Annotated in this window: 25 protein-coding genes and 1 tRNA gene; 15 read left to right on the forward strand and 11 right to left on the reverse strand. The window is 63.3% G+C overall.

Annotation, left to right across the window (positions count from 1 at the left end):
- The first annotated feature begins 29 nt into the window (after positions 1 to 29).
- Entirely contained in the window at positions 30 to 428 is a 399-nt protein-coding gene (locus ACODSR_RS09605; protein ID WP_489075917.1) for an endonuclease domain-containing protein, read from the forward strand.
- Positions 425 to 916: a crossover junction endodeoxyribonuclease RuvC gene (gene ruvC, locus ACODSR_RS09610; protein ID WP_006956228.1), complete on the forward strand. Its 492-nt coding sequence runs from the start codon at positions 425 to 427 to the stop codon at positions 914 to 916. Before ACODSR_RS09605 ends, ruvC begins: the two co-directional genes overlap by 4 nt.
- A gap of 149 nt (positions 917 to 1,065) precedes the next feature.
- Here ruvC and ACODSR_RS09615 read toward each other — a convergent pair whose 3' ends face one another.
- From ACODSR_RS09615 to ACODSR_RS09625, 3 genes are read right to left on the reverse strand one after another with little or no spacing between them, the layout of a single operon-like run.
- Complete coding sequence (locus ACODSR_RS09615; protein WP_489075919.1) at positions 1,066 to 1,785, reverse strand: dienelactone hydrolase family protein; 720 nt, start codon at positions 1,783 to 1,785, stop codon at positions 1,066 to 1,068.
- Positions 1,786 to 1,796: 11 nt separating this feature from the next.
- A complete protein-coding gene (locus ACODSR_RS09620; RefSeq protein ID WP_489075921.1) occupies positions 1,797 to 2,792 on the reverse strand; it encodes a 50S ribosomal protein L11 methyltransferase in 996 nt (331 codons plus the stop codon).
- Between the two features lie 45 nt (positions 2,793 to 2,837).
- On the reverse strand, positions 2,838 to 4,190 hold the full coding sequence (locus tag ACODSR_RS09625; RefSeq protein WP_489075923.1) for a methyl-accepting chemotaxis protein: 1,353 nt from the start codon (positions 4,188 to 4,190) through the stop codon (positions 2,838 to 2,840).
- Positions 4,191 to 4,373: 183 nt separating this feature from the next.
- On the opposite strand from ACODSR_RS09625, the gene sdhC reads away from it, so the two are divergent.
- The 3 genes from sdhC to sdhA are packed head-to-tail and all read left to right on the forward strand — an operon-like array spanning position 4,374 to position 6,960.
- Positions 4,374 to 4,769 (forward strand): succinate dehydrogenase, cytochrome b556 subunit, encoded by a 396-nt coding sequence (gene sdhC / locus ACODSR_RS09630; protein ID WP_489006372.1) that lies wholly within the window; start codon positions 4,374 to 4,376, stop codon positions 4,767 to 4,769.
- Positions 4,769 to 5,158: a succinate dehydrogenase, hydrophobic membrane anchor protein gene (gene sdhD, locus ACODSR_RS09635; protein ID WP_006956239.1), complete on the forward strand. Its 390-nt coding sequence runs from the start codon at positions 4,769 to 4,771 to the stop codon at positions 5,156 to 5,158. Before sdhC ends, sdhD begins: the two co-directional genes overlap by 1 nt.
- On the forward strand, positions 5,158 to 6,960 hold the full coding sequence (gene sdhA / locus ACODSR_RS09640) for a succinate dehydrogenase flavoprotein subunit (RefSeq protein WP_489075925.1): 1,803 nt from the start codon (positions 5,158 to 5,160) through the stop codon (positions 6,958 to 6,960). Before sdhD ends, sdhA begins: the two co-directional genes overlap by 1 nt.
- Before the next feature lie 52 nt (positions 6,961 to 7,012).
- Here sdhA and ACODSR_RS09645 read toward each other — a convergent pair whose 3' ends face one another.
- Genes ACODSR_RS09645 through ACODSR_RS09660 form a run of 4 tightly spaced genes read right to left on the reverse strand, consistent with a single transcriptional unit; the run spans position 7,013 to position 8,505 of the window.
- Positions 7,013 to 7,309, reverse strand: a complete 297-nt coding sequence (locus ACODSR_RS09645; RefSeq protein ID WP_489075927.1) for a type II toxin-antitoxin system RelE/ParE family toxin — start codon at positions 7,307 to 7,309, stop codon at positions 7,013 to 7,015.
- Positions 7,306 to 7,545, reverse strand: a complete 240-nt coding sequence (locus ACODSR_RS09650; RefSeq protein WP_489075929.1) for a type II toxin-antitoxin system ParD family antitoxin — start codon at positions 7,543 to 7,545, stop codon at positions 7,306 to 7,308. Before ACODSR_RS09650 ends, ACODSR_RS09645 begins: the two co-directional genes overlap by 4 nt.
- 31 nt (positions 7,546 to 7,576) lie before the next feature.
- On the reverse strand, positions 7,577 to 8,035 hold the full coding sequence (locus tag ACODSR_RS09655) for a vgr related protein (protein ID WP_489075931.1): 459 nt from the start codon (positions 8,033 to 8,035) through the stop codon (positions 7,577 to 7,579).
- The gene (locus ACODSR_RS09660) at positions 8,032 to 8,505 is read right to left on the reverse strand and encodes a copper chaperone PCu(A)C (protein ID WP_489076183.1); all 474 of its coding nucleotides are present in this window, start codon (positions 8,503 to 8,505) and stop codon (positions 8,032 to 8,034) included. Before ACODSR_RS09660 ends, ACODSR_RS09655 begins: the two co-directional genes overlap by 4 nt.
- A gap of 175 nt (positions 8,506 to 8,680) precedes the next feature.
- On the opposite strand from ACODSR_RS09660, the gene dnaK reads away from it, so the two are divergent.
- Both dnaK and dnaJ read left to right on the forward strand, forming a co-directional pair.
- The gene (dnaK, locus tag ACODSR_RS09665) at positions 8,681 to 10,579 is read left to right on the forward strand and encodes a molecular chaperone DnaK (RefSeq protein WP_489075933.1); all 1,899 of its coding nucleotides are present in this window, start codon (positions 8,681 to 8,683) and stop codon (positions 10,577 to 10,579) included.
- 67 nt (positions 10,580 to 10,646) lie between these two features.
- Positions 10,647 to 11,783, forward strand: a complete 1,137-nt coding sequence (dnaJ, locus tag ACODSR_RS09670; protein ID WP_489075935.1) for a molecular chaperone DnaJ — start codon at positions 10,647 to 10,649, stop codon at positions 11,781 to 11,783.
- Positions 11,784 to 11,875: 92 nt separating this feature from the next.
- Here the strand turns inward: dnaJ and ACODSR_RS09675 are convergent, their stop codons facing one another.
- Positions 11,876 to 13,174 carry an amino acid permease gene (locus ACODSR_RS09675; protein WP_489075937.1) on the reverse strand — a complete coding sequence of 433 codons (1,299 nt, stop codon included), beginning with the start codon at positions 13,172 to 13,174 and terminating at the stop codon, positions 11,876 to 11,878.
- 146 nt (positions 13,175 to 13,320) lie between these two features.
- Between ACODSR_RS09675 and ACODSR_RS09680 the strand changes: the two genes are divergently transcribed.
- A complete protein-coding gene (locus ACODSR_RS09680; protein ID WP_489075939.1) occupies positions 13,321 to 13,611 on the forward strand; it encodes a hypothetical protein in 291 nt (96 codons plus the stop codon).
- 74 nt (positions 13,612 to 13,685) lie between these two features.
- On the opposite strand, the gene ACODSR_RS09685 is transcribed toward ACODSR_RS09680, so the two are convergent.
- A complete protein-coding gene (locus ACODSR_RS09685; RefSeq protein WP_489075940.1) occupies positions 13,686 to 15,488 on the reverse strand; it encodes an acyl-CoA dehydrogenase C-terminal domain-containing protein in 1,803 nt (600 codons plus the stop codon).
- Positions 15,489 to 15,534: 46 nt separating this feature from the next.
- Positions 15,535 to 15,945, reverse strand: coding sequence for a MerR family transcriptional regulator (locus tag ACODSR_RS09690; protein WP_294132734.1), 411 nt, complete (start codon positions 15,943 to 15,945; stop codon positions 15,535 to 15,537).
- A gap of 112 nt (positions 15,946 to 16,057) precedes the next feature.
- On the opposite strand from ACODSR_RS09690, the gene ACODSR_RS09695 reads away from it, so the two are divergent.
- The 7 genes from ACODSR_RS09695 to ACODSR_RS09725 all read left to right on the forward strand — a co-directional run bounded on the left by ACODSR_RS09695 (position 16,058) and on the right by ACODSR_RS09725 (position 22,742).
- Entirely contained in the window at positions 16,058 to 16,468 is a 411-nt protein-coding gene (locus ACODSR_RS09695; RefSeq protein WP_489075942.1) for a hypothetical protein, read from the forward strand.
- 267 nt (positions 16,469 to 16,735) lie between these two features.
- Complete coding sequence (locus ACODSR_RS09700; RefSeq protein ID WP_489075944.1) at positions 16,736 to 18,775, forward strand: TonB-dependent receptor family protein; 2,040 nt, start codon at positions 16,736 to 16,738, stop codon at positions 18,773 to 18,775.
- A 15-nt stretch (positions 18,776 to 18,790) separates the two neighbouring features.
- Positions 18,791 to 20,059 (forward strand): PepSY-associated TM helix domain-containing protein, encoded by a 1,269-nt coding sequence (locus ACODSR_RS09705; protein WP_489075946.1) that lies wholly within the window; start codon positions 18,791 to 18,793, stop codon positions 20,057 to 20,059.
- Positions 20,060 to 20,216: 157 nt separating this feature from the next.
- Positions 20,217 to 21,836: an NAD(P)/FAD-dependent oxidoreductase gene (locus tag ACODSR_RS09710; protein ID WP_489075947.1), complete on the forward strand. Its 1,620-nt coding sequence runs from the start codon at positions 20,217 to 20,219 to the stop codon at positions 21,834 to 21,836.
- Between the two features lie 63 nt (positions 21,837 to 21,899).
- On the forward strand, positions 21,900 to 22,085 hold the full coding sequence (locus ACODSR_RS09715; protein WP_489075949.1) for a hypothetical protein: 186 nt from the start codon (positions 21,900 to 21,902) through the stop codon (positions 22,083 to 22,085).
- 70 nt (positions 22,086 to 22,155) lie between these two features.
- Entirely contained in the window at positions 22,156 to 22,443 is a 288-nt protein-coding gene (locus ACODSR_RS09720) for a type II toxin-antitoxin system RelE/ParE family toxin (RefSeq protein ID WP_489075951.1), read from the forward strand.
- Positions 22,443 to 22,742: a HigA family addiction module antitoxin gene (locus ACODSR_RS09725; RefSeq protein ID WP_489075953.1), complete on the forward strand. Its 300-nt coding sequence runs from the start codon at positions 22,443 to 22,445 to the stop codon at positions 22,740 to 22,742. Before ACODSR_RS09720 ends, ACODSR_RS09725 begins: the two co-directional genes overlap by 1 nt.
- A gap of 56 nt (positions 22,743 to 22,798) precedes the next feature.
- Here ACODSR_RS09725 and ACODSR_RS09730 read toward each other — a convergent pair.
- Positions 22,799 to 22,872, reverse strand: a tRNA-Gln gene (locus ACODSR_RS09730).
- Positions 22,873 to 23,016 lie beyond the last annotated feature (144 nt).

The raw sequence follows: 23,016 nt of genomic DNA on the forward strand, positions 1-23,016 counted from the left end.
CCCCTTCAGGGGAGGGGTAGGGGTGGGGAATGGCACAAGACCCGAAATTGCTGAAATACGCGGCGGTGATGCGCCGCGAAGCAACCCCGTTTGAAATTATATTGTGGCGTCATCTCTCTCGATCGCAGCTAGGCCATAAATTCCGTCGCCAGCATGTCGTCGGCCAGCATATTCTGAATTTCTATTGTCCGGCTAAAGCGCTTGCTGTTGAAGTAGATGGCGAAACCCATGATGCTGCGGAAATGGCGACGCGCGACGCTGAACTGAGCGTTTCATGCGCATTTATTCTGCATTTCTCCAATCTCGATATTGCCCATAATATCGATGGTGTTCTCACTCGGATTGTCGATGTGCTCAATTCTTTGCCTGATCGCTGGCCCCACCCCAACCCCTCCCCTGAAGGGGAGGGGCTAGATATGCCCTCATGATCCTCCTCGGCCTCGACCCCGGCCTTGGCACGACCGGCTGGGGCCTGATCGCCGCCGATGGCAACCGGCTCACCCATCTGGGCAATGGCCAGATCAAGACCGACAGCGCGATGCCGCTGGCGACGCGGCTATTGGCGCTCGATCTGGCGCTCACGGACCTGATCCTGGAGCATCGGCCCGACGGCGCGGCGGTTGAGGAGGTGTTCGTTAACGTCAATCCGCAATCGACGCTGAAACTGGGGCAGGCGCGCGGCGTGATCCTGCTCAATGCCGCCCGCTCCGGCATGGAGGTCGGCGAATATGCCGCGCGGCTGGTCAAAAAATCCGTGGTCGGCGTCGGTAATGCGTCGAAGGATCAGGTCCACGCCATGGTATCGCGCCTGCTGCCCGGCGTGAAGATCGCCGGGCCGGACGCGGCGGACGCACTGGCCGTCGCGATCACCCACGCCCATCATCTAGCGAGCGCGCGGCGTATTCCGACGCGCTGAAGGCGCGCCTCTCCAGTTCCGTTCGGGCTGAGCGAAGTCGAAGCCTTCTACTGACCCCGGACTTGATCCGGGGGAAGTGGCTTCGCCTGCGGCTCTGCCAAGCCCTTCGACTTCGCTCAGGGCGAACGGGATTGGTTTTACCTTACGCTCTATCCGAACACTTCTTCCAGAAAATCCACCATCGCCCGAAAGCTGCGGCGGTCCGCGTCCGCGCTATAGGCTAGCCCCTTTTCAGGCATGTTGACGCTCTCATCGGTGAAGGCATGACCAGTGCGGCCATAGGCGTGGATCTGCCAGTCGCACCCCGCTGCGGTGAGTTCCTGCGCCAGCGCGACAGTGGCTTCGGGCGGGGCGATCGGATCGTCCCAGCCATGGCAGACCAGCAATTTCGCGCGGATCGCGGCATTGGGGAAGGGCGGCGCGTCATAGACGCCGTGAAAACTGACCCCGCCCGCCATGTCCGCGCCCGCCCGCGCCAGGTCCAGCACGCATTTGCCGCCAAAGCAGAAACCGATCGCCGCCGTGCGGGCCGCGTCCACCGTGTCCAGCCCCTTGAGCAACGCATGGGCGGACAAGAGCCGGTCGCGCAGCAGGGCGCGATCGGCGTTCATCTCCGCCATATAGCCCGCTGCATCGGGATCGGCACGGGTAGTGCGCTTGCCTTGGCCATAGACATCGGCAACGAGCACCGCATAGCCCAGCGCCGCTACCTTTTCCGCATAGGCGAAATCGCCTTCCTTGGTCCCCAGCACATTGGGAAAGAGCAGGATGCCGGGCCGTGGCGCGCTGGCAGCGCTGTCCGTTACGACCATGCTCTCGAACAGGCCGCCCGGCCCTTCATGGACAATGGCTTGGCGCGTGATCGTCATAGGCGCACTCCTTAAATGCTGCCAAAGCCGGGCGCTTCGCCCCTCGCCGCCGGATTCAGGCGGTTGGGCCGTTTCCAGCCGATGCGTGGGCGCTTGCGCAAACGCAACGTCGGCCAGTCGCCCCGGTCGGCGCGTTCGGCCAGCCGCATCCCCTGCGCGCGATAGGCGGCCAGCACTGCATCGGCCTGTTCGTTCAGCAGGCCCGCCAGCAGGATCGTCCCGCCATCCTCCACCAGCGCGCAGAGCGATGGCGCGAGTTCGATCAGCGGCCCGGCCAAAATATTGGCGATCAGCAGATCATAGGGCGCGCGACCGATGATCGCGGCATGATTGACCCCGGCGGCGGTGACCAGCGCCAACTGCCCCGGCCCGGCCCCCAGCGGCACGGCGTTGGTGGCAGCATTTTCGGCGCTGATCTCGACCGCGACCGGGTCAATGTCGGACGCGATAGCATAGGCGCGCGGCCACAGGTTCATCGCGGCGAAGGCCAGCAGCCCGGTGCCGGTGCCGATGTCGGCGATATTGTTGAACCGCATCCCGACCCGGCGCATCCGGTCCAGCATGGCCAGGCACCCGGCCGTGGTTTCATGCTGGCCAGTGCCAAAGGCGCGGCTGGCGGCGATCAATATATTGACCTGACCCGGCTGCTCCGGGTCGCTGGCGAGGTTGCGGACATGGAAGCGTCCGGCGGTGACCGCTTCAAGCCCCTGCTGGCTCAGCGTCACCCAATCCTCGTCCGGCAGCGCCTCGACCAGCGGCTTGGCTCCGGCGGCGCTGGGCACCATAGAGCGCAGCAACTTGATCGCAGCGGCGCTGGGCTTGCCCTCGAAATAGGCGTCGAGCTGCCAGGCATTATCATCGTCGGGTGCCGCTTCGCTGGTCATCAGCACCGGCGGGCGGTCCATCAGCGCAAAGGCGGCAATATCCCCGTCCAGCGCTTCGGCCTCGGCGCGGGTGCAGGGCAGGGTGACTTTCCAGCTTTGTGCGGAATGTGTGGCAGCGGTCATGCCGCCGCCTTTAGCCGAGCGAGAAGGGCAGGGGAAGCCGCGCGCTTACGCGACCTGCCGCCCGAAATCGGACGATGCATGACGCAAGCTGGCAAGCTTGCCTTCGACGCTGACGAAACCGCGTTCCAATTGGTCGATTTCCGAAGCGACGACTTCGGTGTCCTGCCGGATCGCCGAAATGGTGGTCGACATCGAATCGGCGGCCAGCGCCGTTTCATCGACGGCGGCGGTGATCATGGTGACGGTCTGCGCCTGCGCGTCCATCGCGTGGCGGATGCGCTCGGCACTGGCCTGCACTTCGCCCACCGTGTCGCGGATGCGTTCGTTGGTTTCCACCGACTGGCGGGTCGATGCCTGAATGTCGGCGATCTTGCCGGCAATCTCGTCGGTCGCGCGCGCGGTCTGGTTGGCCAGGCTTTTGACTTCCTGCGCCACCACGGCAAAGCCGCGTCCGGCATCGCCTGCGCGCGCCGCCTCGATCGTGGCGTTGAGCGCCAGCAAATTGGTCTGCCCGGCAATGTCGCGGATCAGGCCCAGGATCGATTCGATCGACTTGGCATGGTCGGACAGGGTGGACGACATGGTGACCGCGTCGCCCGATTGTTTGGCGGCGCGCAGGGCAACGCCGGCCGCGCCTTCCACTTCGGTACGTGCATCCTCGATCGCGCGGATCAGCCCGGCCGATGTGCGCGCGGCTTCCCGCATCGCGAGGGCGGATTGTTCTGCGGCTGCTGCGACTTCCGACGCCTTGCCCAGCATCCCACGGGTGGCGGCGGACGCATCCTTGGCCTGTTCACGCAGCGATTCGCCAAGGCGCGTCGCGCCGTCGATTTCGCCGACGATTCGCTGTTCGAACAGGGAACCGAAGCGCTGCCGCTCGGCGCGCTGCGCTTCGGCCTGATCGCTCGACAGGACGTTGCTCATAAAGCCTGAGTCCATCATCGAGATGTGGAGCATGATGATGGTCAGTCGCTGTTTGCGGGCTTCGTCGTCGCGACTATATTGCCAGACGAGTTCGATGATTTTTTCGTTCGCTGCAGCTACGGCCGCCAGCACAGATCGCACAGAAACCCCATGTTTGCGCGCACTGCGCACGCAATTGGCAGACGACTGCGCCCATAGGGCATCTTTGAAATGCAGCAATTTCTGTTCGACATATTGATGCGTCGCCGCCTCGATCGCGCTCACGGCGGCGGGGCTGAGTTTGTCGCGCAGTCCGGTTTCCCGCATATATGTCGTGAAAAAAACGTCTCCCACGCTAGCCATGCTGTCCTGGATCAGCAGGCCGATTTCCCGCGCGCCCTGGGAAAATCTGTCGGTCGGATCGATTTTCAGGATCAAATCCGGGCTGACGCTCTCGTTCAGGATGTGGGCAGGCGATGCGGCGAAGGACGACATGATGGGACAGCCCCTGTTGGTGCAATGGTCTTTAGCAAGCAGACCTTAGCGCGCTTTGGTTAATCACTTCTTATGATCGCGGGACACGGTCGTTGGGGCAGCGATGCTTTGCGTGGCTTGCCCTCATCCGCGTTCGCTCTTAAGGGGATCGCACTTAAGGGACTTATAGGGACAAGGGTAGACATGGCGCGATCCAACAGCCGGCCGCTCTCGCCGCATTTGACGATCTGGAAATGGGGGCCGGCGATGGCCATCTCCATTTTGCACCGCGTAACCGGCAACGGCCTTGCGACCGTAGGCGCGCTGGGTCTGGTCTGGTGGCTGATGGCCGCCGCGACTGGGCCGGAAGCCTATGCGACCTTCATCACATGCGCGACATCGCCCCTTGGCTATCTGGTGATGATCGGCATCACCTGGGCCTTTTTCCAGCATCTCTTTTCGGGTCTGCGCCACTTCGTCCTAGATATGGGCGCGGGCTATGAACTGCGCACCAACAAAAGCTGGTCGATCGCAGCGATGGTCGCGTCGGTGCTGGTGACCGGCCTTATCTGGCTCTATATTTTCGGAAAGGCCTTCTGATGGGCAACGGTACTGGTATCGGCCGCGTCCGTGGCCTCGGATCGGCGCGGCATGGCGCGCACCACTGGCTGGCGCAGCGCTATACTGCCGTCGGCAACCTGCTGCTGGTGCTGTGGCTGATCTTCAGCCTCTTGAGCCTGCCGGGCCTCGACTATGACAGCGTCGTGCTGTGGATCGCCAACCCGCTGGTCGCGGTGCCGATGATGCTGATGATCGTCAGCATTTTCTGGCACCTGCGCCTCGGCATGCAGGTGATGCTGGAAGATTATGTCCACGACAAGGGGCTGGCCTTCTTCTCGATGCTGCTGCTCAACTTCTATGCCTTTGGCGGCGCAGCCGCGGGCGTCTTTGCGATCGCCAAGATCGCCTTCACGGGGGTCGTCGAATAATGACGCAAGCCTATAAGATCATCGACCATGTGTATGACACCGTGGTTGTCGGTGCTGGCGGTTCGGGCCTGCGCGCGACCATGGGCAGCGCCGAAGCGGGCCTCAAGACCGCCTGCATCACCAAGCTGTTTCCCACGCGCAGCCACACCGTCGCGGCGCAGGGCGGCATCGCCGCGTCGCTGGGCAACAACTCGCCCGATCACTGGACCTGGCATATGTACGACACCGTCAAGGGGTCGGACTGGCTGGGCGATCAGGACGCGATCGAATATATGGTGCGCGAAGCACCTGCCGCCGTCATCGAGTTGGAACATGCCGGTGTGCCGTTCAGCCGCAACGAGGACGGGACGATCTACCAGCGTCCCTTTGGCGGCCATATGCAGAATATGGGCGCTGGCCCGCCGGTGCAGCGCACCTGCGCCGCGGCCGACCGTACCGGCCACGCCATGCTGCACGCGCTCTATCAGCAGTCGCTGAAATATGACGCGGACTTCTACATCGAATATTTCGCCATCGACCTGATCATGGAAAATGGCGAATGCCGGGGCGTGATCGCCTTGTGCATGGAAGATGGCTCGATCCACCGCTTCCGCAGCCATGCCGTCGTGCTGGCGACGGGCGGCTATGGCCGGGCTTATTTCTCCGCCACCTCGGCGCATAGCTGCACCGGCGACGGCGGCGGCATGGTGCTGCGCGCAGGCCTGCCCTTGCAGGATCTGGAGTTCGTGCAGTTCCACCCGACCGGCATTTACGGCGCGGGCGTGCTGATCACCGAAGGCGCGCGGGGCGAGGGCGGTTACCTCACCAACTCCGAGGGCGAGCGGTTCATGGAACGCTATGCCCCATCAGCCAAGGATCTGGCGTCACGCGACGTCGTGTCCCGTTCGATGGCGATGGAAATGCGCGAAGGACGGGGCGTGGGCGAGCATAAGGATCATATCTTCCTGCACCTCGACCATATCGATCCCAAAGTGCTGGCCGAACGCCTGCCCGGCATCACCGAAAGCGGCAAGATTTTCGCGGGCGTCGATCTGACCCGCCAGCCGCTGCCGGTGACGCCGACCGTCCACTATAATATGGGCGGCATCCCGTGCAATTATCATGGCCAGGTTGTGACCAAGAAGGGCGACGATCCGGAAGTCATCGTCCCCGGCCTGTTCGCGGTCGGCGAAGCGGCCTGCGTGTCGGTCCATGGCGCGAATCGCCTCGGCTCCAACTCGCTGATCGACCTTGTCGTGTTCGGCCGCGCTACGGGCTTGTTCCTCAAGGATAATCTCAAGCCCAACGCGCCGCACAAGCCGCTGCCATCGGACGCCGCCGATCTGGCCCTCGGTCGCCTCGACCATTATCGCAATGCGAAGGGCGCGACGCCCACGGCGGACATCCGCCTCGACATGCAGCGCACCATGCAGAAGCACGCCGCCGTGTTCCGCGACAGCGCGCTGCTGTCCGAAGGTGTCACCCGGATGCAGGCGGTCAACAAGCGGCTCCAGGACGTGAAGGTCAGCGATCGCTCACTGATCTGGAACACCGACCTGGTCGAAACGCTGGAACTCGACAATCTGATGAGCCAGGCGATCTGCACGATGGAAGGCGCCGAAGCCCGCAAGGAATCACGCGGCGCCCACGCGCATGAGGATTTCCCGAATCGCGACGACGACAACTGGATGAAGCACACCATCAGCTGGTTTGAAGGCTGGGGCGGTTCGGACGGCAAGGTGACGCTCGATTATCGCCCGGTCCACGACTATACGATGACCGACGAAGCAGAATATGTGAAGCCCAAGGCGCGGGTTTATTGATCTGCGATCAGGTTGAGAAGTCAGAAGGGGCGGGCCGGAAGGTCCGCCCTTTTTATTGCAGCTTGGCAGTATGATCTGCGCGCTGATGCAGGATGCGGACGATTTCGATTCCCGTCCCGCGATGGCGATAATATATATTGTGCCTTTCCACACGAAACTTGCGGTATCCGCCGCGAACATCGTCGATCGGGCTGCCGATGCCTGAATAGGCAGCGATCCGGTCGATCGCATCGGCAATCGCAACCAGATAGGCCTTGGCTTGCGCCGCGCCCCATTCCGTTTCGGTATATGTCGATATTTCCGCCAGATCACGTTCGGCAGCAACGGCAAAACTGACGGCAGCGGTCACGCCTCAGGAAACCGACGATCAATCCATTTACGCATGTCGAAGTCATGCAGGACGCCACTCTCTTCACCTTCGATCAGGGCCGCCCGCAATGCCTCCAGCTTCTCCTCCTCCATTTCCAGCAGCCGCAATCCCGCACGGACGACCTCGCTGGTCGATCCGAACCGGCCCTCGGCCACCTTGCGCTCGGCAAAGGCACGGAAATGGTCGCTCAGTGCGACGGAAGTGGATTTGCTCATCCTGGCATATTACCCGATTTGGGTAATCGCTTCAACCAAAGGGCAGCAGCCCCTCATAAGCCTCCAGCCCTGGTTTCCCCTCGACCATCACGCCCTGCCGCAACAAAAACGCATGACGCACAATCTCCGCCTGCTGCTCGATGCCATAGCGCGCGAACGGTTTGCCCGGCACGACCTCATAGTCATAGCGGCAAAAGGGGTGACGCATCAGCGGCAGCCACCACCGCCCCGACCGCTGTGCCTGCCACACATGGGTCATCTCGTGAATGAAATGCCCCTGTATGTGCAGCGGACTGTCACAAAAATCCGCGCAGAACAGCCCGCCATCAGGATGAAACCACAGGTCACCATCGGGCGCCATCGTCACGCCCCTGGGCTGAAACGGCCACCATTTGCGATCATGCACCCGCACCCGGTCATAATCGATGGCTTGCCCAAACATGCCCCGCGCCAGCGCAACCTCATCGCGCGTCAGGTAACGGCTGCTCAATGGCCCTCATGCTCGCCGGTTTTGGCCGCACCGGCGCCCGCTGGTTCGGGCTTGCGGATCACCGCGTCCACCAGCAACCTGTCGCCATTGGCCATCAGGAAGGTCAGCTGCATCTTGCCCCGGCCGATCGCTGTCTCATTGACCCCCCACAGCATCAGATGCTTGCCGCCCGGCGCAAAGGCGATCTCCCCCTTGGCCGGAACATCGACGCTGTCGACTCGCTCCATCGTCATCATGCCGTCCTTGTCGATGCTTTCATGCATCTCGACCTTGAGCGCATAGTCGGTCAGCACCCCGCGAATCTGCCCGCCCGCGTCACCGCCATGGGCCACGAAATAGCCCGCCGACGGCGTCTCCTTATTGGGGCTGAGCCGCACCCAGGCCTGGTCGATATAGGTGGGTGCCGGGTCGCCGCACGCGGCCAGCGCCAGCGGCGCCAAAAGGGCAAAAAGGGCAAAGGGCGCGCGCATCTTCATGTTCCTGACTGTCTCGTTTCCGGTCGCTATGCATAGCTAATCGCCCCAGCTTCTTGTGCCAAGCAAAAGCGCCCCTATATCGCCCATGCAAACTGGCCTTGCCTTGGCGCTTTCGTGAGGTATGGGGCCATCAACCGCTGAATAGAATTTGGGGTTCAAAGAGGACACAATGGCAAAAGTTATCGGTATCGACCTTGGCACCACCAACAGCTGCGTCGCCGTCATGGACGGTGGCAAGCCCAAGGTAATCGAAAATGCGGAAGGCGCGCGCACGACGCCTTCGATCGTCGCCTTCGCCAAGGATGGCGAACGCCTGATCGGTCAGCCGGCCAAGCGCCAGGCGGTCACCAACCCGGACAGCACGATTTTCGCGGTCAAGCGCCTGATCGGCCGCCGCTTTGACGATCCCATGACCAAGAAGGACATGGAACTCGTCCCCTATGACATCAGCAAGGGTCCAAACGGCGACGCATGGGTCAAGGCCGGTGGCCAGGATTACAGCCCCTCGCAGATCAGCGCCTTCATCCTGCAAAAGATGAAGGAAACCGCCGAGAGCTATCTGGGCGAAACCGTCACACAGGCGGTGATCACCGTCCCTGCCTATTTCAACGACGCCCAGCGTCAGGCGACCAAAGACGCCGGCCAGATTGCAGGCCTTGAAGTGCTGCGCATCATCAACGAGCCGACCGCGGCGGCGCTGGCCTATGGTCTCGACAAGCAGGACGGCAAGACGATCGCGGTCTATGACCTTGGCGGCGGCACGTTCGACATCTCCATCCTGGAAATCGGCGATGGCGTGTTTGAAGTGAAGTCGACCAATGGCGACACCTTCCTGGGCGGCGAAGATTTCGACGCCAAGCTGGTAGAATTCCTGGCCGCCGACTTCCAGAAGTCCGAAGGCATTGACCTGACCAAAGACAAGCTGGCGCTCCAGCGTCTCAAGGAAGCCGCTGAAAAGGCGAAGATCGAACTGTCCTCGGCCCAGACCACCGAAGTCAACCTGCCCTTCATCACCGCCGACCAGAACGGTCCCAAGCATCTGGTGAAGTCTATCACCCGCGCCGATCTGGAGCGTCTGGTGGCCGATCTCATCAAGCGCACGATGGAACCCTGCAAGAAGGCGATGGCCGACGCAGGCGTCTCCGCCAGCGAGATCAGCGAAGTCGTCCTCGTCGGCGGCATGACGCGGATGCCCAAGGTGCGCGAAGCCGTGAAGGAATTTTTCGGCAAGGAACCGCACACCGGCGTGAACCCGGACGAAGTCGTCGCCATGGGCGCGGCGATCCAGGCGGGCGTGTTGCAGGGCGACGTCAAGGACGTGCTGCTGCTCGACGTGACGCCGCTGTCGCTCGGCATCGAAACGCTGGGCGGCGTGTTCACCCGGATGATCGATCGCAACACCACCATCCCTGCCAAAAAGTCGCAGGTCTATTCGACGGCCGACGATAACCAGCAGGCGGTGACCATCCGCGTGTTCCAGGGCGAGCGTGAAATGGCGGCGGACAATAAGATCCTCGGCCAGTTCGACCTGCTCGGCATCCCGCCAGCCCCCCGCGGCGTGCCGCAGATCGAGGTAACGTTCGACATCGACGCCAACGGGCTTGTGAATGTCAGCGCCAAGGACAAAGGCACCGGCAAGGAACAGCAGATCCGCATCCAGGCATCGGGCGGCCTGTCCGACGCCGACATCGACCAGATGGTCAAGGACGCCGAACGCTTCGCCGAAGAGGATAAGAAGCGTCGCGAATCGGCCGAAGCCAAGAACAACGCCGAAAGCCTGGTCCACACGACCGAGCAGCAGCTGTCCGAACATGGCGACAAGGTCGATGCAAGCCTGAAGGGCGAGATCGAAACCGCCATCGCCGACACCAAGGCTGCGATCGAAAGCGGCGACGCCGACGCGATGAAAGCCAAGGCGCAGGAACTCGCCACGGTCGCGATGAAGCTGGGCCAGGCCATTTATGAGAAGGAGCAGGCTGCGGCTGCCGCTCCGGGTGCCGACGCGCCCAAGGCTGACGACGATGTCGTCGACGCCGAATTCTCCGAAGTGGACGACAACAAGGCTTGAAGCTGAAGCCCCATATCCGTCATTCCGGCACAGGCCGGGGTGACGGAGTTGGCGGGCGGGGGTCCGAATGACGACCGAAATCGACTATTATACGCTGCTCGAAGTCGAGCGCACCGCCGACGCCGGGGTTCTCAAGAGCGCCTATCGCAAGCTGGCGATGAAATATCACCCGGACAAGACCGGTGGATGCACCGACAGCGAAGCCAAATTCAAGGCGGTCTCGGAAGCCTATGAGGTCCTGAAAGACCCGCAGAAGCGCGCCGCCTATGACCGTTTTGGTCATGCGGCCTTCAAGCAGCAGCAACAGGGCGGCGGCGGCGGTTTCCACGGCGGCGGCGCTGGCGGCTTTTCCGACCTGGGCGATATATTCGAGACGATTTTTGGCCAGGGCGGTGGCTTTGGCGGCGGCGGTCGCCAGCAGCAGCGGCGCGGCGCCGACCTGCGCTACGACCTCGAAATCACGCTCGACGAAGCCTATCATGGCAAGCAGACCGAAATCGAGATTGAGGTGTCCGCTGCCTGCGACAGTTGCGAAGGGTCGGGCGCGCAGCCCGGCACCGGTGCCAAGACCTGCCATACCTGCAAGGGCCATGGTCAGGTCCGCGCGCAGCAGGGCTTTTTCGTGGTCGAACGCACCTGCCCGTCCTGTCATGGCGCGGGCAAGGTGATCGAAAGCCCCTGCCGGTCGTGCCGGGGCGAAGGACGGGTGGACAAGCCCAAGACGCTGTCGGTCAACGTCCCCGCGGGCGTCGACGACGGCACCCGCATCCGCCTGTCGGGCGAGGGCGAGGCGGGCGCGCGCGGCGCACCGGCTGGCGATCTCTACATCTTCCTGCACGTCAAACGCCATTCGCTGTTCGAGCGGGACGGCACGACCCTCTTCTGCCGCTGCCCGGTCAGCTTCACCACGGCGGCGCTGGGCGGCACGATCGAAGTCCCCGGTCTTGACGGCGTGCGCCACGCCATCAAGATCCCGGTCGGCATCCAGTCGGGCAAGCAACTCCGCCAGCGCGGCGCGGGTATGCCGGTCCTCAACGGACGCGGGCAGGGCGATCTCGTCGTCCAGATCGACGTCGAAACCCCCACGAAACTGACCGCGAAGCAGAAGGAACTGCTCGAAGCCTTCCGCGAGACCGAAACCGGCGAAGAATGCCCGGCCTCCACCGGCTTCTTTGGCAAGATCAAGGATTTGTGGGGGGATTGATCCAACCACTGTTCACCCTGAGCGAAGTCGAAGGGCACGCCTGAACGCAGTGAAGGCACTTCGCTTCGCTCAGTAGAAGGCTTCGACCTCGCTCAGCCCGAACGGTTGTTGGAACGGTGCGGACTATTCCGCGCCCACCAGTAAAACGGCAACCCCGCCGCCATCAGCAGCACACTCGACCCGCTCGCAACAACCCCCGCACCCCACAGCGTCCACAACGCATAACCCAGCCCCACAATCGCGGCCGGCACCACCACCCGAAACCGCATACTCGCCAGCGCGCACCCCACATAGAGCCACAGCGTCGCCGACGTCGCCAGCAGCGCCATGGCGGTGAACAACGCCACCAGCCCCTGCAAACTATTGGCGATCAGCAACAGGCTGGCCAGCATTGTGGACAATATCAGCCCGCGCACCGGCGTCCCCTTGGCATTGGTCCCCGCCAGCCAGCGCGGCAATTCCCCCGCCCGCGCCATCGCCAGCGGCACTTCCCCCATCAGCAGCGTCCAGCCATTCAGCGCGCCAAGGCAACTGATCGCCACGAACAAAGCGATGAAGCGCGCCGGGCCGGGCGACCAATAATGGCTGACGAAAGCGCCAAAGGGCGACCCGGTCTGCGTCTCCGCCGCTGGCAGGGTCAGCGCGATCCCTGAACAGACCAGCAGATAGATCAGCCCCGTCGCCGCCGTGCCGATCAGCGTCGCACGCGGGATCGTCCGTGCCGGATCACGGACCTTGTCCGCCGCCACGCTGGCCGATTCAAACCCCAGCAGCGCCCATAAAGTCAGCGCCGCCGACGCGGTAATGCCTGCCCCGGTCAGCCCCTGCGCCGGGAAGGGCGCGACCTGCGCGGTCCCGCTCGCCGCCGTTACGACCAGCAGTAGCAGCACCACCGCAATCGGGATCAGCTTGATCAGCGTCGTGACAATCTGCGTCACCCCCGCCGCCCGTGCGCCGATCAGATTGATCCCGGTCATCGCCCACAAAAAGCCGATCGAACAGAGCGCCCCGGCACCCGGTCGCGCCAGCACCGGCATCACGCTGGACAGATTCGCCGTCGCCGCCACGGCGATCGTGACATTGGTGATGATGATCGACAGCCAGTAAATCCAGCCAATCGCAAACCCCGCCAGTGGCCCAAAGGCGCGCGCAATAATCTGCGCCGCACTCGTCCCCGGCAACGCCACCGTCAACCGCGCAATCACAAAGGCCAGAACCAGCGACCCCGCAATCGTAAACCCCCACCCCGCCACCGCATCCCACCCGAACGGCGCCAGCGCAGCGGGCAGCAGGAACACCCCCGACCCGATCATATTCCCCATCACCAGCGCAATACAGGCGGCGAGGCCCAGCGTGCGTGTGGGGCTGGCGACAACGGGGAGAGGGGTCATATCGTCCTGCACATCATCCTCCACCGCCGTCGCGCCACGCTATCGCCGCCGGAACGGGATAGCCAGAATGGAAATGGTCGGGCCGGACAGGAACCAAAAACATTGCCGGGCCGTTTCTGGACTACAATGAAGCTTAGGAGGGACTGATGGTTGACGTTCGCAACGACGGATATGATGATCGCCGCGTGATTGTCGAAAAAAGAGGGTCGGGCCGCACGATCGGCATCGTGCTGATCGCTATCCTGGCTATTGTCGGCCTGCTGTTCGCCACTGGCTTCTGGAAAGCGGACGTCTCCGGCGGCGACATGCCTGAAGTCAGCGTCAAGGGCGGTGATCTGCCTGACGTCGACGTCGATTCCAAGGAAGTTGTCGTTGGCACCAAGAAAACAACCGTTGAAGTCCCCACCGTCGGCGTCAAGGATAATGGCGAGGAATAAGCCCCTCTCTCGCAGAACGAAAAAGGCTCCCCCGCACTGGCAGGGGAGCCTTTTTTGTTGGGCATGAAAGCGCCTTACGCCGCCAGGAACATATCCGGGTCCAGCGCCATCAGCGCGTCGGCCCCGCTCTCTATCTTGCGGCGCAGCGATCCCGCGTCGGGCATGATCCGCTCGGCAAAGAAGCGCGCCGTCACCAGCTTGGCCTCCAGAAACTTTGCGTCCCCTTCGCCCGCCGCCAGCAGCCCGGTCGCGGCCTTGGCCATGCGCAGCCACATCAGCCCGGTCGCAACGATGCCCAGGATATGCATATAATGATGCGCGCCTGCGCCTGCATTGTCGGGGTTTTTCATCGCATTCTGCATCAGCCACATGGTCGCGGCCTGCAACTGGCCGGTCGCCTTTTCCAGCGCTTCGGCCAGCGCCGCCAGCTTAGGCTCGGCCTTCGCGTCGGCCACTTCGGTCGCGATGATCTTCAGGAACGCCTGCAATGCGCGCCCGCCGTTCATCGCCAGCTTGCGGCCGACCAGATCCATCGCCTGCACCCCGTTGGTGCCTTCGTAAATCTGGGCGATGCGCGCGTCGCGGACATACTGCTCCACGCCATTTTCCCAGATATAGCCATGGCCGCCAAACACCTGCTGGCTGGACACGGCAACGTCGAAACCCTTGTCGGTGCCATAGCCCTTGATCACCGGGATCAGCAGGCCGATGAGATCATCCGCCATTTGACGCTCCTCCTCGGTGGCGGCGTGGTGCGACAGGTCGACCTGCAACGCCCCCCACAGGATCAGCGCGCGCAGCCCTTCGGTGATCGCCTTGCCTTCCATCAGCATCCGGCGCACGTCGGGATGGACGAACAGCGTATCGGCCTTCTCTTCCGGCTCCTTCGGCCCGGTCAGCGCGCGGCCCTGCCGCCGGTCACGGGCGTAATGGACTGCATTCTGCAAAGCGATCTCGGCCTGTCCCAGGCCTTGCAGGCCAACGCCCAGCCGCGCCGCGTTCATCATGATGAACATCGCGGCCAGCCCCTTATTCTCCTCGCCGACCATCCAGCCGGTCGCGCCGTCATAATTCATGACGCAGGTGGCGTTGCCATGGATGCCCATCTTATGCTCGATCGAACCGCAGGACACCGCGTTACGACCACCCAGCGATCCGTCGTCATGGACCATGATCTTGGGAACGACGAACAGCGAAATGCCCTTGCTGCTGTCGGGCGCCCCCGGCGTCTTGGCCAACACCAGATGGATGATATTGTCCGACAGGTCATGCTCGCCCGCCGAAATGAAGATCTTGGTGCCGGTGATCGCAAAGCTGCCGTCGGCATTGGGTACGGCCTTGGTCTTGATGAGGCCCAGATCAGTGCCGCAATGCGGCTCGGTCAGGTTCATCGTGCCGGTCCATTCGCCTGATACCATCTTGGGGATATAGCGCTGTTGCAGCTCGTCGCTGCCCTTGGCGATCAGCGCCGCGACCGCGCCTGCCGTCAGGCCATGATACATTTCAAACGCCTGATTGGCCGACAATATATATTCGTCCACTGCCGTCGCCACCACGCTCGGTAGCCCCTGGCCGCCAAATTCGGTCGGCGAATGGAGCGTGGTCCAGCCGCCCGCGACAAATTGGTTAAACGCATCCTTGAAGCCGGTCGGCGTGGTCACGCTGCCATCGGCATGGCGGGTGCAACCTTCCTTGTCGCCCACAGCATTGAGCGGAAACAGCACTTCGGCCGCGATCTTGCCGCCTTCGGTCAGGATCGCCTCAACCAGATCGGGGGTCGCATTTTCAAAGCCGGGCAGGTTGGCATAACGTTCCAGCCCGATGACATGGTCAAGCACGAAACGTGTGTCACGGACGGGGGGCGTGTAACTGGGCATGATCGTCTCCGGGCGTTTTTGTTATTGGGGGGAGGGGGGAGGGGGTTCAGTCTTTGGCGATGGCAGCGACGAAACTCGCCAGTTCGGCAATGGCTGCGTCAATATCGTCTTTCTGCCGGGTCAGCAGCTCGATCCGCGCCTGACATTTGGCGATGGTGACGCGGCGCTGCTCCTCATGTTCCTCGTCGGCATCATACAGGTCGATCATCTCGCGAATCTCGGTCAGGCTGAAACCGACCCGCTTGCCGCGCAAAATCCACGCCAGCCGCGCGCGGTCGCGCCGCGAATAGATGCGGGCCAGACCCTGGCGTTCCGGCGCGATCAGCCCTTCATCCTCATAGAATCGCAGGGCGCGGGCGGTGACGCCGAACTCCTCGGACAGGTCGGAAATACTATAGCTCTGCTGGTCCCGATGATCGGGTAGCTCGATGCCGGCGATGCTGCTGCGCGTGTCCATGGCAGGTGATGTAATGCAGCTTTACGTTTACGTCAAGGTGAGTGAGGGCAGCGCGACATGGACCAGTTGTCTTGGTGACAGGCCGGACGCTTGCCGCTAGAGCGACCGCGTCATGACGGGGGCCATCAGACATTCCAGCACCGCGCGCGGCCTGCTTGCCGCATTGGCGCTGCTCGTGTTCGCCGTGCAATTGCTGGTGCCGTCGGGCTTCATGCCGGTCCGCACGGACAAAGGCGTTATCGTGACCCTCTGCACCGGGCAGGGCGCGATCAACGTCCTGGTCGATCGCGACTCCGCACCGGGCAAGGGCGATCATGCGCCCGACGACGGTATGGCCGGGTCCATGCCCTGCGCCTTCGCCGCCTCGCTCCAGCCCGCCGTGCCGCCTTTGTTATTGGCCGCCCTGCCCTTGCCTGCCTGGCAACTGGCCCATGGCCCAATCGCCTTCGCGCTCAAAACCGGCCTGATCGCCCGCCTCGCCGCGCCACCGCCGCCTTCATCAGGGCCGCCTGCGATCCTGTAATCCTCCCTTTTGGGGGAGGGCTGTCGCGTATGAGCCGGACCCTAATTTACTTCGTCATGCTGAACTTGTTTCAGCATCCATCGTGCCTCAACAGCCGCCGCTGGGGACGAGAAATGGACCCTGAAACAAGTTCAGGGTGACGAGTAACAAGGGCAGGGCTTCATATGCGATAGCCCCGCCCCACACGGGGCAGGACGCAATTTCCCCGGCCCCATCCTGACCGAATAAAGTCAGGACAAAAAACACTATATCAATAGGTTAAAATCCATGCGTATCACCCATGCAACACGCAGCGCGTCGCTGTGCGCTATCGCCTGCGTTCTGTCCGCCGTCCCCGCCTTCGCCAACGAAGCTCCTGACCAAAGCCGCATCATCGTCACCGCCAGCGCGCTTGCCGAGCAAGCCGCCACCCGCGTCCAGCGCACCCCCGGCGGTGTCGATGTCGTGGCCGCCGAAGATTATGAAAACAAACTCGCCGTCTCCCTGCGCGACGCGCTGACCTTCTCCCCCGGCGTCTATACCCAGCCGCGCTTCGGGCAGGAGGTCCGCATCTCCATTCGCGGGTCCGGCCTGTCGCGCGGCTTCCACATGCGCGGCCTGACCCTGTTGCAGGATGGCATCCCGATCAACATGGCCGATGACAATGGCGACTTTCAGGAACTGGACCCGCAAGTCTTTCAGCATCTCGAAGTCTATCGCGGCGGCAACGCTCTGCGCTTTGGCGGATCGACGCTGGGCGGCGCGATCAACGCGGTGACGCCGACCGGACGCAGTGCGCCGGGCGTCGAACTGCGCGTCGATGGCGGCAGCTTCGACACCATCCGCACCAAGGCCGCCTATGGCTATGCCAACGAAACCGGCGATGCCTTTGCCGCGATCACCAGCGACCGATCGGATGGCGACCGCGACCATGGCAAGCGAAAATCCTATCGCTTGAACGGCAATGTGGGCCTCAAGATCAGCGACCGGATCGAAACCCGCTTCTATGCCAGCGCCCAGACGATCCGCCAGAAACTGTCCGGGTCGCTCAGCGAAAAATCCGTCCTGACCGATCCGACCAAGGGCAATTTCACCGGCGATCAGGCGCGCGACATCGATTCGATCCGCCTGCAAAACCGCACCACGATCCAACTCGGCAGCGGCCAACTGGTGGTCGGCGTCCATTACAGCGCCAAGCAGCTCTTCCATCCCATCTTTCAGGTCATCGACCAGAAATCGGAAGATCGCGGCGCTTTCGCCAGCCTCGATCTGGCGGGCGATCTGGGCGGTGTGCCGGTGGAGGTGACGCTGGGCAGTCAGGCGCGCTTCGGTAAGGGGACGGCGCGCCAGTTCGTCAATATCGCGGGCCAATCCGGCGCGCCGACCGCCTATGCCAGAGTGCGCGCCCAGACGATCAACAGCTATGGCGAAGTCCGTGTAGCCCCCACGCCCGGCCTGTGGCTGATCGCAGGCGGCGTCTACACCCATGGCGAACGGCTGATCGACAACCGCTTCGCCCCGCAACGCAGCGGCGACGCCAGCTTCGATGCCTTCTCGCCCAAGATCGGCTTGCTCTACCAGCCCGACGACGCCCCGCAATTCTACGCCAATTACAACCGCTCGGTCGAACTGCCCGGCTATAGTGAATTGAGCCAAACCCCGGCAGGCGGCGCACCCGGTTTCACCCCGGTCGGCGCGCAAAAGGCATGGACGGCGGAAATCGGCACGCGTGGCCGCATCGGCATCGCATCCTGGGACATCAGCCTCTACCGCGCCGACATAAGGGGCGAGATGCTGCAATATAGTGTCGTTCCCGGCGTCATTCCCGCCGCGACCTTCAACGCGGACAAGACCCGCCATCAGGGCGTCGAAGCCGGGTTGGACCTCCGCTTCACCCCCTGGGCATCGCTCCGCCAAGTCTATCAATATAGCGATTTCCGCTTCCGCAACGACGCCATCTATGGCGACAATCGCCTGCCCGTGGTGCCGCGCCACTTCTATCGCGCGCAACTCAGGCTCGGCACCGACCGGCTCAGCCTGTCGCCCTCGGTCGAATGGCTGCCGCAGGGCGCGTGGGTCGATTATGTCAACAGCAAGCGGGTCGGCAGCTATGCGCTACTCAATCTGGGCGCACAGGCCAAGGTCAGCGATGGCGTCACCCTGTTCCTCGACGCGCGCAACCTGACGCAGAAGCGTGCGATCGGCGACATCAGCGCACTGGTCCGCTACACGCCCGACGTCGCGGCCACGGCGGCGGACGAAGGCAGCGTCGCCTTCTACCCGCTCGAACGCCGCGCCATCTATGGCGGCGTGCGCGCGCGTTTCTGATCCGGGGGCAGGACGATGAACGATACAGGCTTTTACCGGGCAATGTGGCGCTGGCATTTCTACGCCGGTCTCATCGTCCTGCCCATCCTGGCGCTGATGGCGGTGACGGGCGCGCTCTATCTCTACAAGCCGGAGATAGAGGCGATGCTCTATCCGGTGCATTTTTCGGATGCGCCATCGGCCTCGTCTCTCCCGCCATCACGCCTGATCGCGACGGTGGAGGAGGCGACAGGCGCGCAGGCGACCCAGATCGTCCGCCCCGCCAGCCCGTCGGAAAGCTGGCGGGTGATGACAAAGGCGGATGCTGGCCCATCCACGGTCCATTTCGTCGATCCCCGCAATGGCCGGATATTGGGTCAGATGCGCGGCGGCGGCGGCATGAAGGTCATCAAGGATCTGCACAGCCTCGCGCTCACCGGCCCGGTTGGCAACCGTCTGGTGGAGGTGGTCGCAGGCTGGGCGATCCTGCTCTGCATCACCGGCCTCTATCTGCGCTGGCCCCGGCGCGGCCAGCCCGCCCTGGCGATCCGCGGTCGGGCATCGGGTCGCCTCTTCTGGCGTGACCTTCACGGCACGCTGGGTTTCCTGTCCGCCGGCGTCATCCTGTTTCTGGCCGTCACCGGGATGCCATGGACGGACGTGTGGGGCGGGGGGCTGCGCGCCGTGGTCGCCGCCAATGACTGGGGCCGCCCGAAAATGGCAGTGATCCCCTGGAGTACGCCAGCGAAGGAGGCGCTGCCCTGGACATTGCGCGAAGGCGGCGCGGCAGCGGGCAGGACCGGCGACATCGGCGTCGACGAAGCGCTCCGCCTCGCCACTATGCGCGGCATCGGTGGCGTCCAGCTGATCCTCCCCGCCACCCCCGGCGCGCCCTATCTGGCCGCGTCCATCGTAACACAAGCGCAGGACGCTCGCGCCATCACCATCGATGCCGCATCCGGCGCGGTGGTGCAGGATATGGACTGGCGCATGTTCGGTCCCGGCGCGCAGGCCGTCGAATGGGGCATCGCCACCCATCAGGGCCAGCAATATGGCGAGGCCAACCGCCTGCTGATGTTGGCGGGCTGCCTCTGCCTCCTGCTCCTCTGTCTGACCGCGCCGGTCTTGTGGTGGAAGCGACGGCAACAGGGACGCCTCACCCCGCCACCCGCCGCCAGCCCCACCGCACAGCGCATGGTTGTAGGGCTGATGCTGCTGATCGGCCTGCTCTTCCCGCTGACCGGTCTCAGCATGATAGCCGCATTGGCGGGCGAATGGATCATGGGCCAGCGCCGCACGACCTAAACCCCGTTCGCCCTGAGCCTGTCGAAGGGTAGTCCTTTTCTTCCGGGAAGAAGGACGGGGCTTCGACAAGCTCAGCCCGAACGGATTAAATGAGGGAGCAGGCTTCTGTCCAAGGCGGACGGTTTTCTTATCCAGCCACATCCTCTACAGCCCGTCCATGATCCGTCTCTCCGGCCTGCAACTCCCGCTCGACCACCCTGCCGAGGCGATCCCCGCCGCCATCTGCGCCCGGCTGGGCATCGCCGCGTCCGATCTTCTGTCCCACAGTCTCGTCCGGCGCGGCAATGACGCCCGCCGGCGCAGCGCGATCCAGCTTGTCTATACGTTCGACATTGCCGCAACGGATGAACCCGCCATCCTTACCCGCTTCGCCGGGGACAAGGATGTGCGCCCCACGCCCGACACCAGCTATAAGTTCGTCACCCATGCCCCTGAAGGCGGCCCGGCGCGGCGTCCGGTCGTCATCGGCGCAGGACCATGCGGCCTGTTCGCGGGCCTCATCCTCGCGCAAATGGGATTCCGCCCGATCATCCTTGATCGCGGCAAGGTGGTGCGCGAACGCACCAAGGACACATGGGGGCTGTGGCGCCGCGCCGAGCTGAACCCCGATTCCAACGTCCAGTTCGGCGAAGGCGGGGCAGGCACCTTCTCCGACGGCAAACTCTATTGCCGGGTCAAAGACCCCCGCTTTCTGGGCCGCAAGGTGCTGGAGGAGTTTGTCGCCGCGGGTGCGCCTGACGACATATTATGGGAAGCCCACCCCCATATCGGCACCTTCCGCCTCGTCACCATGGTCGAATCCATGCGCCGCCAGATCGAGGCGCTGGGCGGCGAATATCGCTGGCAAACCCGTGTCGATGACATCGCGCTGGAGCCAGCAGGCGACGGCACGCAAAAGCTGCGCGGCCTCCATTTACAAGACGGCAGCTTCCTCGAAGCCGACCATGTCGTCCTCGCTGTCGGCCATAGCGCCCGCCCGACCTTCGAGATGCTGCATGCCCGCGGCGTCCATATCGAAGCCAAGCCTTTCTCGATCGGCGTGCGGATCGAACATCCGCAAAGCTGGGTCGATCGCGCCCGCTATGGCCAATGCGCGGGCCACCCGGATCTGGGCGCAGCCTCCTACAGCCTGGCCCATCACTGCGCCAATGGCCGCACCGTCTACAGCTTCTGCATGTGCCCCGGTGGCCGTGTCGTCGCCGCCACGTCGGAGGAAGGGCGCGTCGTCACCAACGGCATGAGCCAATATAGCCGCGCCGAATTTAACGCCAATTCAGGGCTGGTGGTCGGCATCGACCCCGCCCGCGACTATCCCGACGGACCGCTGGCGGGGATCGAGTTGCAACGCCGCTGGGAATCGGCTGCCTTTGTCGCGGGCGGTGCCTCCTATTTCGCGCCGGGTCAGACCGTGGGCGACTTCATGGCCGGTCGTCCGTCCACCGCGCTGGGAGAGGTCGTCCCCTCCTACAAGCCGGGCGTCACCCCCACCGACCTGTCGCTTTGCCTGCCCGACTATGTTGTGGACGCCATCCGTGAGGCGCTTCCCGCTTTCGGTCGCCAGATCAGCCATTACGACCACCCGGACGCGGTCATGACCGGCGTGGAAACCCGCACATCCTCCCCCATCCGCATCACCCGCGGCAAGGATTTCCAGAGCCTCAACGTCGCTGGGCTCTATCCGGCAGGCGAAGGCGCGGGCTATGCGGGCGGCATCCTGTCGGCGGCGATCGACGGCATCAAGGTGGCGGAGGCGGTGGCGCTGGGGATGATGCGATAGGCTGGCAAAGTCCGGCGCGCCGTATATGCTCTACCCCGCCACCGCATAACGGGAGAGACAGGCATGACCAGCGACGTCCGCGCAGCCCTTGATCGGTTCGAGAATTTTATCGGCCGTTTCAGCCAGAGCGGCATCATCGACGCAGCCAGCGGCTTCACCACGGGTGACGCGGCCTTGCTGATCGGTGAAATCGAACTGGCCGACGCCCAACGCCGCGTGGAGGAACATTACCCGCACGATGATGCGTGAGGGAGCGGTCCGCATCGCGTGAATGTAAAGCAATGCTTGACATTTATATGTAAAGCGATACTTTCCATCCATGGAGATCGAGAGCATCAGCCACAAGGCGCTCCGACGGTTTGTCGAAACTGGCAAGCCCAAAGGACTGCCGGGTGATTTGGTCGACCGTCTGTTCAGGATGATCAACTTCATCATCGACGCAGACACGCTGGACGAACTTTCGACGCCACCGAATTACGGGCTTCATCCCATGACCGGCGATCGTGCCGGAACTTGGGCGATGACAGTGACGCGCAATTGGCGGCTGACCTTTTCGATCAATGAGCAGGGTGCCGTCACCGATCTGGACCTGGAGGATTATCACTGATGGCTATCAAGGTTCATTCCTCGTTCGCGATCCATGCCGGTGAGTGGCTCAAGACGGAAATTGTCGAGGCACATGGTGTTTCGATCAACAATCTGGCCCAGGCCTTCGGCGTCAGTCGGCAATCCATCAGCTCGCTTCTGAACGGGCGGGCGGCGCTCTCGGCCGACATGGCTATCCGTTTCGAGCATGCTTTTGGCGTGAAGGCTGAGACGCTGATGCGGATGCAGGCCCGCTATGAGTTGGGCAAGGCGCGCGAACATGAGGCCGATTTGGCGGTGCCCAGCCTGATTGCGGCCTGATCAAGGGCTATGCGTGCACGAATAGCAGAAATCAGCCGCATCGCATGGATGATTAATGGATGCCCGACAAGGACTCGAACCTTGATTGACGGAGTCAGAGTCCGCTCTCTTACCATTAGAGGATCGGGCATCAATCCTTAGCGCCATGCGCTTGGGAGGCCGCAAATAGGCGGGGGCAGGGGGCAGGTCAAGAGCATTTTAGCCCAAAAGATGCCGCAAAAAGAAAAGCCCGCCGGCGCGTCAAACGCATCCGGCGGGCATTGGCATTGCCCGA

It is taken from the genome of Sphingobium sp. FG125 (assembly GCF_057809795.1).

Excerpts from the sequence above, each read along its gene's own strand:
- ACODSR_RS09650 (WP_489075929.1), bottom strand. The coding sequence starts at position 7,545 with ATGAGCAAATCCACTTCCGTCGCACTGAGCGACCATTTCCGTGCCTTT.
- dnaK (WP_489075933.1), top strand. The coding sequence starts at position 8,681 with ATGGCAAAAGTTATCGGTATCGACCTTGGCACCACCAACAGCTGCGTC.
- ACODSR_RS09685 (WP_489075940.1), bottom strand. The coding sequence starts at position 15,488 with ATGCCCAGTTACACGCCCCCCGTCCGTGACACACGTTTCGTGCTTGAC.
- ACODSR_RS09725 (WP_489075953.1), top strand. The coding sequence starts at position 22,443 with ATGGCTATCAAGGTTCATTCCTCGTTCGCGATCCATGCCGGTGAGTGG.
- ACODSR_RS09615 (WP_489075919.1), bottom strand. The coding sequence starts at position 1,785 with ATGACGATCACGCGCCAAGCCATTGTCCATGAAGGGCCGGGCGGCCTG.
- ACODSR_RS09625 (WP_489075923.1), bottom strand. The coding sequence starts at position 4,190 with ATGTCGTCCTTCGCCGCATCGCCTGCCCACATCCTGAACGAGAGCGTC.
- sdhC (WP_489006372.1), top strand. The coding sequence starts at position 4,374 with ATGGCGCGATCCAACAGCCGGCCGCTCTCGCCGCATTTGACGATCTGG.
- ACODSR_RS09710 (WP_489075947.1), top strand. The coding sequence starts at position 20,217 with ATGATCCGTCTCTCCGGCCTGCAACTCCCGCTCGACCACCCTGCCGAG.
- ACODSR_RS09660 (WP_489076183.1), bottom strand. The coding sequence starts at position 8,505 with ATGCGCGCGCCCTTTGCCCTTTTTGCCCTTTTGGCGCCGCTGGCGCTG.
- ACODSR_RS09705 (WP_489075946.1), top strand. The coding sequence starts at position 18,791 with ATGAACGATACAGGCTTTTACCGGGCAATGTGGCGCTGGCATTTCTAC.
- ACODSR_RS09690 (WP_294132734.1), bottom strand. The coding sequence starts at position 15,945 with ATGGACACGCGCAGCAGCATCGCCGGCATCGAGCTACCCGATCATCGG.
- ACODSR_RS09695 (WP_489075942.1), top strand. The coding sequence starts at position 16,058 with ATGACGGGGGCCATCAGACATTCCAGCACCGCGCGCGGCCTGCTTGCC.
- ACODSR_RS09715 (WP_489075949.1), top strand. The coding sequence starts at position 21,900 with ATGACCAGCGACGTCCGCGCAGCCCTTGATCGGTTCGAGAATTTTATC.
- dnaJ (WP_489075935.1), top strand. The coding sequence starts at position 10,647 with ATGACGACCGAAATCGACTATTATACGCTGCTCGAAGTCGAGCGCACC.
- ACODSR_RS09720 (WP_489075951.1), top strand. The coding sequence starts at position 22,156 with ATGGAGATCGAGAGCATCAGCCACAAGGCGCTCCGACGGTTTGTCGAA.
- sdhD (WP_006956239.1), top strand. The coding sequence starts at position 4,769 with ATGGGCAACGGTACTGGTATCGGCCGCGTCCGTGGCCTCGGATCGGCG.
- ACODSR_RS09620 (WP_489075921.1), bottom strand. The coding sequence starts at position 2,792 with ATGACCGCTGCCACACATTCCGCACAAAGCTGGAAAGTCACCCTGCCC.
- ACODSR_RS09675 (WP_489075937.1), bottom strand. The coding sequence starts at position 13,174 with ATGACCCCTCTCCCCGTTGTCGCCAGCCCCACACGCACGCTGGGCCTC.
- ACODSR_RS09680 (WP_489075939.1), top strand. The coding sequence starts at position 13,321 with ATGGTTGACGTTCGCAACGACGGATATGATGATCGCCGCGTGATTGTC.
- ruvC (WP_006956228.1), top strand. The coding sequence starts at position 425 with ATGATCCTCCTCGGCCTCGACCCCGGCCTTGGCACGACCGGCTGGGGC.
- sdhA (WP_489075925.1), top strand. The coding sequence starts at position 5,158 with ATGACGCAAGCCTATAAGATCATCGACCATGTGTATGACACCGTGGTT.
- ACODSR_RS09605 (WP_489075917.1), top strand. The coding sequence starts at position 30 with ATGGCACAAGACCCGAAATTGCTGAAATACGCGGCGGTGATGCGCCGC.
- ACODSR_RS09700 (WP_489075944.1), top strand. The coding sequence starts at position 16,736 with ATGCGTATCACCCATGCAACACGCAGCGCGTCGCTGTGCGCTATCGCC.